The following is a 12,360-nucleotide window of genomic DNA, read 5'->3' on the forward strand; positions in this document are numbered from 1 at the left end:
GCTGGCAGCGATGACTCACGGTTTCCATCCCAACACGCACACTCCTTACCCCGGCGGCCCCCGCGGCTGGCGCGAGACCGCCTCTCAGTACGCGCTCCTTCCGCTCCGCGTCTTCCTGGGCGTCACCTTCATCTACGCCGGTCTGGACAAACTCACCGACAGCTCCTTCATGCAGGACTCCGGCGCCGGTTCCATCGGCGAGATGATGCGCGGCGTCCGGGACTCCGCCGCCATCCCCGCGATGGTCGACCTGGCACTGAAGAGTCCCGTCGGCTTCGGCTACGCCATCGCCTTCGGGGAACTCGCCGTCGGCCTGGGCACCCTGTTCGGGCTGTTCGGCCGTCTCGCCGCGCTGGGCGGGGCCCTGATCTCCCTGAGCCTGTGGCTCACGGTGAGCTGGGCCTCCGACCCGTACTACTACGGCAACGACCTCGCCTACCTGATGGCCTGGCTCCCCCTGGTGCTGGCGGGCACGCCCTATCTCTCGCTGGACGCCGTACTGCACGCCCGACGACGGCACGCCTAGGGCCCTAGGCCCTTCGGATGGATCTCCGCGGCGTCGCGACGCCCGGTACGCCCTCCCCCACTGCCTCAAGAGCGCGGGAGGTACCCCCAAGCCGCACGGCGATCGCCCGCACCGAACGCCGCTCCTTCTCCCACGGAGATCCATCAGAAGGGCCCTAGCCGGTGACCCGGCCGCCCGCGGAGGGGTCGCCCCGGCGGCGGCGTATGCCGCGGCCGACCAGTCCGGCCACGCCCGCCAGGCACAGACCGCCCACGACGACGGGGATCACCACGAACCACGGTGTCTCCCAGGCGCCGCCCGCGTCACCCGCGTACAGCACGCCCGCGGCGGCGACGGAAAGACCGGCCACCAGCTTCCCCGGCCGGAACTCATGACGCAGCACGGCTCACCTCCGCCTGTCCCACACCGACCTGAAGGTCGATCTCGATGACGCCCTGGGCCTCCGTGCCCTCGGCCGGGGCCAGGGTCGTCTCCTTCGTCCTGCCCGCGGCCACATCCACGTCCTGCTTGTCCTCGCCCGGCAGCTGGATGTCACCGACACCCACGTCGATGTTCGCCTTCACGGTCACGTCCGGCGGCACGACGATCAGCAGCCGGCCGACGCCGACCTCGGCGCTGGTGCTGACCAGCCCGCCCCGGCGGAGGTCGAGCCGGGACAGATCCAGCGTGCCGACCCCGGTGCCGAGTTCGTAGTGGGGCCTTACGTCCGCCACGGCGGCCGGCCGCCAGGTCGTCCTGGTCCACTGGGTGCTGATGTCCTTGGGCAGGGCCGTCGCCGCGGCCAGCAGCCCGGCCGTCAGCACAGCGAGGAACACCGACCCGGCGCCCGTACGCCCCAGAAAAGCGCTCACCGATATACCCACGCCGAGGACGATCAGTGTGCAGGCCAGTCCTGCCTGCACACTGGTCCCCAGCGGGTGTTCCTCCCACGTCAGCCGAATGGTCAGGGCCCCCGCGAGCAGGGCGAGCAGACAGACCCAGCCACCGATCCAGCGCTGGTCCCGTGCTCTTCGCGGCTCGGGGCGGGTGGTGCGGGGCGTCGGAGTGCCCGGCTCGTAGGCCTCACGGCCGATGGTGACGGCGGCCGCGATGTCCCGGTCGCGGGAGTCGCGCGGCCCCCACAGATATCCGGTGCCGCCGACGTGCTTGCCGTCCTTGACGATGGGATCGCGCCACCAGGACGGGTGGGAGGCGGGCACCGGCGGTGCCTTCGCCTCCGGCGGGGCGTCCGCGACGGCCTGGGCGGCGAGCGGATCTGGGTCGGGCGCCCCGCGCCGCTGCGACCAGTACCCCGCGCCCGCCAGCAGCAGGGACAGTATGACGGCGAAGCTGAGCACCCCGCCGTTGTTCATCATCGTCAGGAAGACCCCGCAGCCGACCAGCGCGAACAGCACCGCGGCGAGGGCCTGGCCGTCGACCCGGCCGGTCAGCAGCCTGCGCACCTCGTTCTCGTCCTCGTCCTCGTCCGGCAGGAAGAGCCAGGCGAAGCCGTAGAAGATCAGGCCGATGCCGCCGGTCGCGGCCAGCACGGCGAGCGTGATGCGGAATATCACCGGGTCCATGTCGCACTGGCGGCCCAGACCCGAGCACACGCCCGCGAGCATCTTGTGCTCCCGCTCGCGGCGCAGTCGTCGGTGCGGCGGCTCGAGCTCGTCGCCGGTACCGGCCGTCGCGGTCCCGTCGGCGGCACTGGTCCCGTCGGCCGCACCGGCCTTGCCGGGCCCGCCGGTCTTGCCGGGCTTGCCGGGCGGACGGGTATCGGCGGGCTCACCAGCGGAGGCGGAGTCCGCGGGCCCGGCGCCCGTTGTCCCCTTCGTCCGCGCGCCCGCCCGCCCGTGCGCGCCCGCGCCCGCGTGCCCGCCCGCGTGGGCCTGTGGGCCCGCGTGCGCGCCCACGCCGCCGCTCGCGGGCGGCTGCCCGCCCGCCGAGGCCGAGGGCGGGCCGGACGAGCCGCCCGGGTCGGCGCCGGCGTCCGCGGCGTGCTGGTGATCTGTCATGAGTCCATGGTGACGGTCCGGTCGGCGCGGCGGCAGTCGGTACGACCCTGGCCGGACCCTGATATCGCCCCTGACACAGCGGGCGGGAGGTGTTCGACGGACGCGCCGGCCGAAGATCAGGGGCGTCTCGGGGGACAACCCTGATGCTCCGCCGCGCCCGGCCGTGTGACCATCGATGGCATGCCGGAAGCCGCAGCAGCACCCATCGCCGAACCGCGGCCGCCGCGCAAGCTCTACCGCAGCAGCGACGGACGCTGGCTGGGTGGCGTGGCGCGGGGGCTCGCCGGGCATCTCGGACTGCCCGTGATCTGGGTGCGGCTCGTCTTCGTCGGCCTGTTCATGGCGGACGGCCTCGGCGCGCTGCTGTACGCCGCCTTCTGGTTCTTCGTGCCGCTCGGCTTCGGCGGGGTCGACGCGGAGCGGCCCCCCTCCCTGGTCACCGCGGAGACCGCGCCCGACGGCCGACGAAGACTCGTCGCGCGCAAGCCGGACAAGGGCCAGATCGTCGCCCTGCTCCTCATGGTCGTCGTGGCCATGGTCTTCGTGGGCAATGTGAACCTGGGCAACGGCGCCAAGGCCTATCTCTGGCCGACCGTCCTGGTGGGCGCGGGCGTCGCCCTCGTCTGGCGGCAGGCGGACAACGCCCGACGGGCCCGCTGGGTCGAGGTCGGCCGACGTCGGCGCACCCTCACCCTGCTGCGCGCGGGGGCCGGTGTCCTGCTGGTCACCGCGGGTGTGTCGGGAGTCTTCGTCCTCAAGGGCTCCGCGTCCCACCTCGGCTCGGTGCTCCAGGCCGCCCTCGCGGTCCTCGTCGGTATAACGCTCCTCGCCGGGCCGTACCTGGTGCGCATGACGCAGGACCTCTCCGAGGAACGGCTGATGCGCATCCGGGCCCAGGAGAGAGCGGAGGTCGCGGCCCATGTCCACGACTCGGTGCTGCACACCCTGACGCTGATCCAGCGCAACGCGGAGAACGCGGGCGAGGTACGCCGTCTCGCCCGCGCCCAGGAGCGCGATCTGCGCACCTGGCTCTACAAACCGGAGGGCACCGGCAAGGACGAGGCCGACGAGCCGACCGCCGTCGCCGACGCGGTGCGGCGCAACGCCGCGGAGGTCGAGGACAAGCACGGCGTCCCGATTGAGGTGGTGGTCGTGGGCGACTGCCCGCTGGACGACAGACTGGGGGCACAGATGCAGGCCGCGCGCGAGGCGATGGTGAACGCCGCCAAGTACGGTGGCGAGGGCGGTGCCGTGCAGGTCTACGCCGAGGTCGAGGACAGGTCGGTGTTCGTGTCCGTCCGGGACCGCGGCCCCGGTTTCGACCTGGACTCGATACCCGCCGACCGCATGGGCGTTAGAGAATCGATCATCGGCCGCATGGAGCGCAACGGCGGCACGGCGCGGCTGCGCGCGGTACCCGACGGCGGCACGGAGGTCGAGCTGGAGATGGAGAGGGCGGAGAAGACGTCATGAGCGACCCGACCGAGACGAACGGCGGCGCGGGAGCCGCGGAGACGGCCGAGGGCGCGGAGGCGGCCGGCGGGCGCCGGGTGCGGGTGGTCCTCGTCGACGACCACCGGATGTTCCGCACCGGCGTGCAGGCCGAGATCGGCCAGACCGCGCAGACCGGTGTCGAGGTGGTCGGCGAGGCGGCGGACGTCGACCAGGCGGTCACCGTCATCACGGCGACCCGGCCCGAGGTGGTCCTGCTGGACGTGCACCTGCCGGGCGGCGGCGGTGTCGAGGTGCTGCGCAGGTGCGCGCCGCTGATGGCGGACGCCGAGGAGCCGGTGCGTTTCCTGGCCCTGTCCGTGTCGGACGCGGCCGAGGACGTGATCGGTGTGATCCGCGGCGGTGCCCGCGGCTATGTGACCAAGACGATCACCGGGTCCGACCTGATCGGCTCCATCTTCCGGGTCCAGGAGGGCGACGCCGTCTTCTCGCCCCGGCTGGCCGGGTTCGTGCTCGACGCCTTCGCCTCCACCGACGCCCCGCCGGTCGACGAGGACCTCGACAGGCTCACGCAGCGCGAGCGCGAGGTGCTGCGGCTGATCGCGCGGGGGTACGCGTACAAGGAGATCGCCAAGCAGCTGTTCATCTCCGTGAAGACGGTCGAGTCCCATGTCTCGGCGGTGCTGCGGAAGTTGCAGCTGTCCAACCGGCACGAGCTGACGCGCTGGGCGACGGCGCGGCGGCTGGTCTGACCTACGGATAGCAGGGCCCGGCCCGGGGCTGCTCAGGCCCTACGGATCCTGCGCTGCTCCCGGCTGCGGGACCCTGCGCGTCGCGGAGCCGGGCTCACACCTGCCGGCTCACGCCACCCGCGTCGCCCCCGCGAAGGGCATCTCGTCGATCGGGGCGACCCGGACCGGGGCGGACGGGTTGGGGGCGTGGACCATCTGCCCGTTGCCGACGTAGACGCCGACGTGGCTGATGGCGGAGTAGAAGAACACCAGGTCGCCGGGCTGGAGTTCGGAGCGGGAGACGCGGCGGCCGGCGCCGATCTGGGCGTAGGTGGTGCGGGGCAGTTCGACGCCCGCGGAGCGGTAGGCGGCCTGGACGAGGCCGGAGCAGTCGAAGGCGTCGGGACCGGTGGCGCCCCAGACGTAGGGGCTGCCGAGCTTGCTGTAGGCGTAGGAGACGGCGACCGCGGCGCGTGAGGTGGGGGCGGCGGGCGCGGCGGCCGGGCCGGCTGCCCGCAGGGGGTCGCGGGCGGTCGCGGTGTCGCGCGAGGCGCGGTCCTGGTCCGCGCTGGTGGCGGCGAGGCGGTGGCGTTCTTCGGTGGTGAGCCGGGCGAGCAGCCGACGGGCCGTGGTCAGTTTGCCGGTGACGGTCGCGCGGTGCCGTTTCAGCTCCTCCTGGCGCGACTTCAGCGAGGCCAGCTGGACCTCGGCGGCGCCACGCAGCTGCTCGATCTCGCGGAGCTGGTCGCGGACGCGGTGCACGGCGGCGGACTGGCGGTCGCCGGCGCGTTCGGCGAAGGCCGCGTGGTCGAGGAAGGTGTCGGGGTCGTCGGACAGGGCGAGGCGCAGGGCGGGGTCGAGGCCGCCCTCGCGGTACTGTGCCGCGGCGATCGAACCCAGTGATTCGCGGGCCGAGTTGAGGCGGTCCTCCTTGCGGGCGGCCTCGTCGCGCAGTTCTTCGAGGCGCTGTTCGGCGGTGTCGGCCTTCTCCTTGGCGCCGTTGTACTTCTCGGTGGCCACCTCGGCCTCCTGGTACAGCTTGTCCACCCGGGCCTTGACCTGTTCCGGGGTCAGTTCCGGGGCGGCCTGCCCGACGCCCTCGAAAGCGGTCGCGCCGGCGGCTCCCGCGAGGGCGAGGGTGGCTGCCTTACGGACGGTGCTGCCGCCGACGAAGCGCTGTCTGGACTTGCGGTGCGCTGCCACGTGGACCTACGTCCTTTCCTGGGCCCGCCGGGTGTCCCCGCGGGCGCGGGGACGGTTCGGCCGCCAGGGGGGAGCGGCGTGCGGGTCGCCGGGTGACGTCCCGCGGGTCCGGCGGCGCCCGCACAGGGGGAGCCGGTGCCGCCGGACCCTCTCGGCGGTGGTGTCCGGCTGCCGCCCCTGGCCCGGGCGGCGGTGGGGAGCCGGTCACCTGGAGCTGGACGCTAGACCCGATAGTGACGACTTGGTAACGCAATGTCAGGAAGTGCCGTGAGTGGGTCGATAGGTGACCGTATATGACCGGGGTCTGGGACCAGGGCGGTCGGCTTCACGGAGTGCGATGACCGAACCGGCTGTTCCAGGGGCCGAAGGGCGGGCCGAGTGCTATGGAGCGCATATATGCAGGGCGGGCGGGGGCGGTGTGAGGGGGCCGCCGGGCCCTGATTAGGCTCCGGCCCCATGGACGTACTCATCCATCTCTTCGTGGGCCTGCACATCATCGGCATCGCCTCGCTCCTGGGCGGCTTCCTCACCCAGATGAAAGCGATGGGCCAGGGCACCGCGCGCTTCGTCCCGGCGATGCTGCACGGCGCCCTGACGATGCTGGTCACCGGTGTGATCCTGGTCGGCCTCAACCAGGCCGACGACCAGTCGGTGAACAACATCAAGGTCGGTGTGAAGCTGGCCCTGCTGATCGTGATCCTGGGCCTCGTCTATGTGCAGCGGGACGAGGAGACGGTGGACAAGCGCCTGTTCGGGCTGGTCGGCCTGCTGACCACGGTGAACGTCTTCATCGCCGTGCTCTGGACCTGACGCCCTCCGCCGAGTGCCGCGGGGCCCGCTCGCCCCGCAGCTCCGCTCGGGCCGCCGCGACGGCCAGGGCGGCCACCGCCAGCCAGGCGGCCACGGCGATCCACAGCAGCACCTGACCCGGGCCCTTCAGCCACGGGACGTCCAGGGCGGTGGACACGGACAGCGCCGCCGCCGCCGTCATGCCCATGGGGAAGACGGTGGACCAGCGCCGGACGTCGTAGCCCGGCCGCGGCCATCCGGCCTCGGCGGCGAGCAGGACGACGTAGCAGGCGACGTCGAGCAGGAGCAGGGTGAGGGTGACCGAGCGCAGGACGTCGTAGTCGTCCTGGTTCCACAGGTACAGCCGCGGGCTGTCGGCGGCGATCAGCTTCGATCCGGCCAGGGCGGAGATCGCGAGCGCGCCGCCCGCGATCCACTGGTCACCGGCGCCCCTGACCACCTGACGCGGATCGAAACGGGCCAGCGCGAAGCCGTAGACGACGAGGCCGAGCCAGAACAGCACCATGGCCGCGCGCGCCAGCCAGGCCACCTCCTCCGCCCCGGCCAGGGTCGCCCCGAGCACCGCGAGCCCCTGCGTGGCCACACAGCCGAGGAACACCGCCCCGGGCATCCGCTGCTTCCAGCGCCCGACCACGTCGACCATCAGCACCGGCCACAGCACCGTGGCGAGCGCCAGCAGCGCGTAGGCCAGGGACTGCCAGCCCAGCACCGAGAAACGCGTGCCCAGCACGGTCGTCGCGGCCACCGCCGTCAGGGCGGCCGGTGACCCCGCCTCCTCGAGCCACCGCCCCCGCTCCCGCAGCAGCCGTAGGACGAAGTCCGCCGCCAGGCCCAGCCACGCGAGGCAGGCGAGCACGAGCAGGATCCGCGACAGCACCTCGTGGCCGGACAGATGCAGACCGACCGACAGGATGCCGGTCGCCATCACGGCGGCCCCGGCCGCGGGCGGACGCTGCGCCCACCAGGCGCTCGGGGAAGTGGTGGTAGCGGGCATGCGCCCGATGCTAGGAACCAGCCCGTGCCGCGCACGCGGGCCACGCGCGGGCACGGCCGAAACCACGCCGTCGCCCGCCGAACAGCCCACAGCGCCGCCCGGTTCCCGGCGCCCCCTGATTTGAACGTGCGGGTTCGTCGTGGTTGATCGCGCAGTTCCCCGTACCCCTAAAAGCGGGGCCCCGGCCCTGAGACGCCTCAAGGGCACGCCCCTAAGGGGCGCGGGGAACTGCGCGACGACCCCGGCCGGGGTGCCCCGTGGCGCACCCATGGCCCCGTGGCACACCGATGACGCGCCCACGTGCGCACGTACGAGCCGCCGCGTACGGCCCTCACGCACCCACACGCGCTTACGAAGCCGCGTAACCGCCCTCACGCGCGCGTACCAGCCGCGTACGGCCCTCACGCGCGCGTGCCGCGTTCTCGCGTCAGCCCGGCCGCACCACGCTGTGGATCGAGCCCTCGCCGTCGTAGTAGATCGACTCCTCGCGGACGTAGGCGCCCGGCTTGGGGGCGTGGATCATCATGCCGTTGCCGATGTAGAGGCCGACGTGGCTGAGGTCGTCGTAGAAGAAGACGAGGTCACCGGGCCGGGCGTCGGTGAGGGAGACCGTGGTGCCCGCGTTGACCTGGTCCCACGTGGTGCGCGGGAGGGTGACGCCGGCGGCCTTCCACGCGGCCCCGGTGAGGCCGGAGCAGTCGTAGGAGTCGGGCCCCGTGGCGCCCCACACGTACGGCTTGCCGATCTGGGTGCGGGCGAAGGCGACCGCCTTGTCGCCCTTGGTGGAGGTCGAGGTGTCAGGCGCGGGCGTGGACGGCGTCTCGGTGGTGCCGGTGGAGGGCGACGGGGCCGGGTCCGGCCGCGCCGCCTCCCGGGCCGCGGCCTCCGCGGCGGCCGCCTCGCGCTCGCGCTGTTCCTCGGCCTGCTGCGCGGCGAGCTCGGCGGCCTTGCGGGCGGCCTCCTCGCGCTTCTGCTCCTCGATCCGCGCGAGCCGGGCCTTCTCCTCGGCGGTCAGCTGCGACAGCAGCTCGCGCGCGTCGGAGAGCTTCTTCTGGACGGTCGCCTTGGCCGTCCTCAGCTCGGTCTGGGAGTCGGTCAGCGTCGCGAGGCTCTCGGTGGCCTCGCGGCGCTTCTCCATGGTCTCGGACTGCTGGGTGACGTAGTCGTCGACCGCGTCCTTCTGACGGCCGGTCAGCCGGTCCATCAGCTGGTTCTGGTCGAAGTAGTCCTGCGGGCTGTCGGCGAGGAGGAAGGTCGCCGTGTCCGGCGCGGCGGAGCCGGTGCGGTACTGGGCCGCGGCGAAGGAACCGAGTTCCTCGCGCGCGTCGTTGAGCTTCTGGGTGCGCTTGGCGACGTCGTCCAGGAGGGTGTCGACCTGCTTGCGCTGCTTGGTGGTCCGCTCCTTGGCGGAGTTGTACTTCTCGGTCGCCGACTCCGCCTGGCGGTAGAGATCGTCGACCTTCTTCTCGACCTCCTCCAGGCTCGGCCGGTCGTCGTCCGAGGGGGTGGCGTTGGCCGTCTGGGACAGCAGGGCCACGGAGGTGAGGGCCGCCGTGGCCAGGGCGGGGGTCCGTATGCCTGCGACACGCGTCCCGGCGGGACGCGGCTTGCGGTGCGACGCCAAGAGAGGCGACTCCTTCCATCGGCCGCCTACCGAGTTAGCTGTCGGGTTCGGGCGGGTGGTTCGGAAGGGTTGCCCTACGGCTCGCTCCCGCGAGGAAGTGAGCCGATTCACCCCGGGATCTGTGGGTCCCCGGCTCCGGCGGGCGTTCGGGCGCACCGGACTCGGCGGAGGCGGTACGGCCCGGCGTCGTTCGCCGGTGGGGGTCGTACGGCCTGCCCGGAACCGTAGCCAACTCGTGTGGCACGTGTGAAGGTTGATGGGCGATATGCCCGATACATTTTTGTGACCTTGTCGTGCACGCGCTTGTTGTGCCGCAGGCTGTGCCGTCGGCGCTACGCAGGGTGGTGGCGGGGAGTTCTCCGGACGGCGGCCGGTTGTCGGTGGGGGCCCCTAGACTCGGAGAGCGATGAGCAGCCTCTTTGACGACAGCTTCCTGGCGGACCTCCAGGCCCCTCGCGGGCACGAGGAGGAGCACCCGCCGCCGCCCGAGGACGAGCATGCTCCGGAGCGCGTTCCGGAGGATCTGTTCGGCGGGAAGTTCGACGTGCCCCCGGACCGGGACCAGTACTACCGTGACGGCGCCCCGCGCCCGGTGATCGACGCGGCGGCCCTGCTGGACGGTCTCAACGACAACCAGCGAGCCGCGGTCGTCCACTCCGGCTCCCCGCTGCTCATCGTGGCCGGCGCCGGCTCCGGCAAGACCCGTGTGCTCACCCACCGCATCGCGCATCTGCTGGGCGAGCGCCATGTGCACCCGGGCCAGATCCTCGCGATCACCTTCACCAACAAGGCCGCGGGCGAGATGAAGGAGCGCGTCGAGCAGCTCGTCGGCCCGCGGGCGAACGCGATGTGGGTGATGACCTTCCACAGCGCGTGCGTGCGCATCCTGCGCCGCGAGTCCAAGAAGCTCGGCTTCACGTCGTCCTTCTCGATCTACGACGCCGCCGACTCCAAGCGCCTGATGGCCCTGGTCTGCCGCGACCTGGACCTCGACCCGAAGCGCTTCCCGCCGAAGTCCTTCAGCGCCAAGATCAGCAACCTGAAGAACGAGCTGATCGACGAGGAGGACTTCGCCGCCCAGGCGTCCGACGGCTTCGAGAAGACCCTCGCCCAGGCCTACGCGATGTACCAGTCGCGGCTGCGCGAGGCGAACGCCCTCGACTTCGACGACCTGATCATGACGACGGTCAATCTGCTGCGCGCCTTCCCGGACGTCGCCGAGCACTACCGCCGCCGCTTCCGCCACGTCCTGGTCGACGAGTACCAGGACACCAACCACGCCCAGTACGCCCTGGTGCGCGAGCTGGTGGGCACCGGTGAGCACCCGGTCGACGCACCGTCCAGCGAGTACGACGTGCCGCCCGCCGAGCTCTGCGTGGTGGGTGACGCCGACCAGTCGATCTACGCCTTCCGCGGCGCGACCATCCGCAACATCCTCCAGTTCGAGGAGGACTACCCGGACGCGACGACGATCCTGCTGGAGCAGAACTACCGCTCCACCCAGACCATCCTGACCGCGGCCAACGCGGTCATCGAGCGCAACGAGTCCCGTCGCCCCAAGAACCTCTGGACCAACGCGGGCGCGGGCGCGCAGATCACCGGCTACGTCGCCGACACCGAGCACGACGAGGCGCAGTTCGTCGCCGACGAGATAGACCGCCTCACGGACGCGGGCGACGCGAAGGCAGGCGACGTCGCCGTCTTCTACCGCACCAACGCCCAGTCCCGGGTCTTCGAAGAGGTCTTCATCCGCGTCGGCCTGCCCTACAAGGTCGTCGGCGGCGTCCGCTTCTACGAGCGCAAGGAGGTCCGGGACGTCCTGGCCTACCTGCGGGTGCTGGCCAACCCGGAGGACTCCGTCCCGCTGCGCCGCATCCTGAACGTGCCCAAGCGCGGCATCGGCGAGCGCGCCGAGGCGATGATCGACGCGCTCTCCCAGCGGGAGAAGATCAGCTTCCCGCAGGCGCTGAAGCGCGTCGACGAGGCGTACGGCATGGCCGCGCGGTCGACCAACGCGGTCAAGCGGTTCAACACGCTGATGGAGGAGCTGCGGACGATCGTGGAGTCCGGCGCGGGACCGGCCACGGTCCTGGAGGCCGTCCTCGAACGCACCGGATATCTGGCCGAGTTGCAGGCCTCCACCGACCCGCAGGACGAGACCCGTATCGAGAACCTCCAGGAACTCGCCGCCGTGGCGCTGGAGTTCGAGCAGGAGTCGGAGGAGGCCCCGGGCGGGCTGTCGGACTTCCTGGAGCGCGTCGCGCTGGTCGCCGACTCCGACCAGATCCCCGACGAGGACGAGGACGGCTCCGGCGTCATCACCCTGATGACCCTGCACACCGCGAAGGGCCTGGAGTTCCCGGTCGTCTTCCTCACCGGCATGGAGGACGGCGTCTTCCCGCACATGCGGGCCCTCGGTCAGACCAAGGAGCTGGAGGAGGAGCGCCGCCTCGCCTACGTCGGCATCACCCGCGCGCGTGAGCGGCTCTATCTCACGCGCTCGACGATGCGCAGCGCCTGGGGACAGCCTTCCTACAACCCGCCCTCCCGCTTCCTGGAGGAGATCCCGCCCACGCACCTGGAGTGGAAGCGCACGGGCGCGACCACGCCCGTCTCCTCCGGCCCGGCCTCCGGGATCGCCGCCTCGCTGTCCTCCTCGCGTTCGCGCTCCTCGGCGTCGGGCGCCTCGGGCTTCGCCACCCGTCGCACCGCGGAGCAGCCGGTCGTCGGGCTCGCGGTCGGCGACCGCGTCACCCACGACCAGTTCGGCCTCGGCACGGTGATGGCGGTCAAGGGCACCGGCTCCAACGCCGAGGCGACGATCGACTTCGGCGACGCCAAGCCGAAGCGGCTGCTGCTGCGGTACGCCCCGGTCGAGAAGCTGTAGGACCGCGAAAGCCCCGCCGGACGACGTCCGGCGGGGCTTTCGACGAGAGAGAGGCAGGGCTCACCAGGACGCGGGGGCCACCAGGGCGTGTTTCGAAAGTCCCGTCGTCCGCCCGAAGGGCGGGCCCCGCGGCGTC

General features: G+C 72.1%; 10 protein-coding genes and 1 riboswitch. Of the genes, 5 read left to right on the forward strand and 5 right to left on the reverse strand.

The annotated features are described in order from the left end of the window. Positions 1-10: 10 nt before the first annotated feature. Complete coding sequence (locus ACFYR0_RS00210; protein ID WP_389319813.1) at positions 11-526, forward strand: DoxX family protein; 516 nt, start codon at positions 11-13, stop codon at positions 524-526. A 154-nt stretch (positions 527-680) separates the two neighbouring features. On the opposite strand, the gene ACFYR0_RS00215 is transcribed toward ACFYR0_RS00210, so the two are convergent. Together ACFYR0_RS00215 and ACFYR0_RS00220 are read right to left on the reverse strand one after the other, a co-directional pair. After that, on the reverse strand, positions 681-908 hold the full coding sequence (locus tag ACFYR0_RS00215; RefSeq protein WP_389319815.1) for a hypothetical protein: 228 nt from the start codon (positions 906-908) through the stop codon (positions 681-683). Continuing rightward, positions 895-2,523, reverse strand: a complete 1,629-nt coding sequence (locus ACFYR0_RS00220) for a PspC domain-containing protein (RefSeq protein WP_389319817.1) — start codon at positions 2,521-2,523, stop codon at positions 895-897. Before ACFYR0_RS00220 ends, ACFYR0_RS00215 begins: the two co-directional genes overlap by 14 nt. A gap of 180 nt (positions 2,524-2,703) precedes the next feature. On the opposite strand from ACFYR0_RS00220, the gene ACFYR0_RS00225 reads away from it, so the two are divergent. Both ACFYR0_RS00225 and ACFYR0_RS00230 read left to right on the forward strand, forming a co-directional pair. After that, positions 2,704-3,996: a PspC domain-containing protein gene (locus ACFYR0_RS00225; RefSeq protein ID WP_386377391.1), complete on the forward strand. Its 1,293-nt coding sequence runs from the start codon at positions 2,704-2,706 to the stop codon at positions 3,994-3,996. Beyond that, positions 3,993-4,727 carry a LuxR C-terminal-related transcriptional regulator gene (locus tag ACFYR0_RS00230; RefSeq protein WP_389319821.1) on the forward strand — a complete coding sequence of 245 codons (735 nt, stop codon included), beginning with the start codon at positions 3,993-3,995 and terminating at the stop codon, positions 4,725-4,727. Before ACFYR0_RS00225 ends, ACFYR0_RS00230 begins: the two co-directional genes overlap by 4 nt. A gap of 108 nt (positions 4,728-4,835) precedes the next feature. Here the strand turns inward: ACFYR0_RS00230 and ACFYR0_RS00235 are convergent, their stop codons facing one another. After that, a complete protein-coding gene (locus ACFYR0_RS00235; RefSeq protein WP_389319824.1) occupies positions 4,836-5,909 on the reverse strand; it encodes an NlpC/P60 family protein in 1,074 nt (357 codons plus the stop codon). A gap of 456 nt (positions 5,910-6,365) precedes the next feature. Between ACFYR0_RS00235 and ACFYR0_RS00240 the strand changes: the two genes are divergently transcribed. Next, on the forward strand, positions 6,366-6,719 hold the full coding sequence (locus ACFYR0_RS00240; RefSeq protein WP_389319827.1) for a hypothetical protein: 354 nt from the start codon (positions 6,366-6,368) through the stop codon (positions 6,717-6,719). Here ACFYR0_RS00240 and ACFYR0_RS00245 read toward each other — a convergent pair. Both ACFYR0_RS00245 and ACFYR0_RS00250 read right to left on the reverse strand, forming a co-directional pair. Beyond that, on the reverse strand, positions 6,697-7,713 hold the full coding sequence (locus tag ACFYR0_RS00245; protein ID WP_389319830.1) for a tellurite resistance/C4-dicarboxylate transporter family protein: 1,017 nt from the start codon (positions 7,711-7,713) through the stop codon (positions 6,697-6,699). The two genes, ACFYR0_RS00240 and ACFYR0_RS00245, sit on opposite strands and share 23 nt — an antisense overlap. A 427-nt stretch (positions 7,714-8,140) precedes the next feature. Next, complete coding sequence (locus ACFYR0_RS00250; RefSeq protein ID WP_389319833.1) at positions 8,141-9,337, reverse strand: NlpC/P60 family protein; 1,197 nt, start codon at positions 9,335-9,337, stop codon at positions 8,141-8,143. 7 nt (positions 9,338-9,344) lie between these two features. Beyond that, positions 9,345-9,514: riboswitch (cyclic di-AMP (ydaO/yuaA leader) on the reverse strand. A gap of 229 nt (positions 9,515-9,743) precedes the next feature. On the opposite strand from ACFYR0_RS00250, the gene pcrA reads away from it, so the two are divergent. Continuing rightward, positions 9,744-12,224 carry a DNA helicase PcrA gene (gene pcrA, locus ACFYR0_RS00255; RefSeq protein WP_389319836.1) on the forward strand — a complete coding sequence of 827 codons (2,481 nt, stop codon included), beginning with the start codon at positions 9,744-9,746 and terminating at the stop codon, positions 12,222-12,224. Positions 12,225-12,360 lie beyond the last annotated feature (136 nt).

It is taken from the genome of Streptomyces sp. NPDC005017 (assembly GCF_042873115.1).
Classification (GTDB): Bacteria; Actinomycetota; Actinomycetes; order Streptomycetales; family Streptomycetaceae; genus Streptomyces.

Coding starts and splice junctions, on each gene's coding strand:
- ACFYR0_RS00210 (WP_389319813.1), top strand. CDS start 11: ATGACTCACGGTTTCCATCCCAACACGCACACTCCTTACCCCGGCGGC.
- ACFYR0_RS00220 (WP_389319817.1), bottom strand. CDS start 2,523: ATGACAGATCACCAGCACGCCGCGGACGCCGGCGCCGACCCGGGCGGC.
- ACFYR0_RS00225 (WP_386377391.1), top strand. CDS start 2,704: ATGCCGGAAGCCGCAGCAGCACCCATCGCCGAACCGCGGCCGCCGCGC.
- ACFYR0_RS00230 (WP_389319821.1), top strand. CDS start 3,993: ATGAGCGACCCGACCGAGACGAACGGCGGCGCGGGAGCCGCGGAGACG.
- ACFYR0_RS00240 (WP_389319827.1), top strand. CDS start 6,366: ATGGACGTACTCATCCATCTCTTCGTGGGCCTGCACATCATCGGCATC.
- ACFYR0_RS00245 (WP_389319830.1), bottom strand. CDS start 7,713: ATGCCCGCTACCACCACTTCCCCGAGCGCCTGGTGGGCGCAGCGTCCG.
- pcrA (WP_389319836.1), top strand. CDS start 9,744: ATGAGCAGCCTCTTTGACGACAGCTTCCTGGCGGACCTCCAGGCCCCT.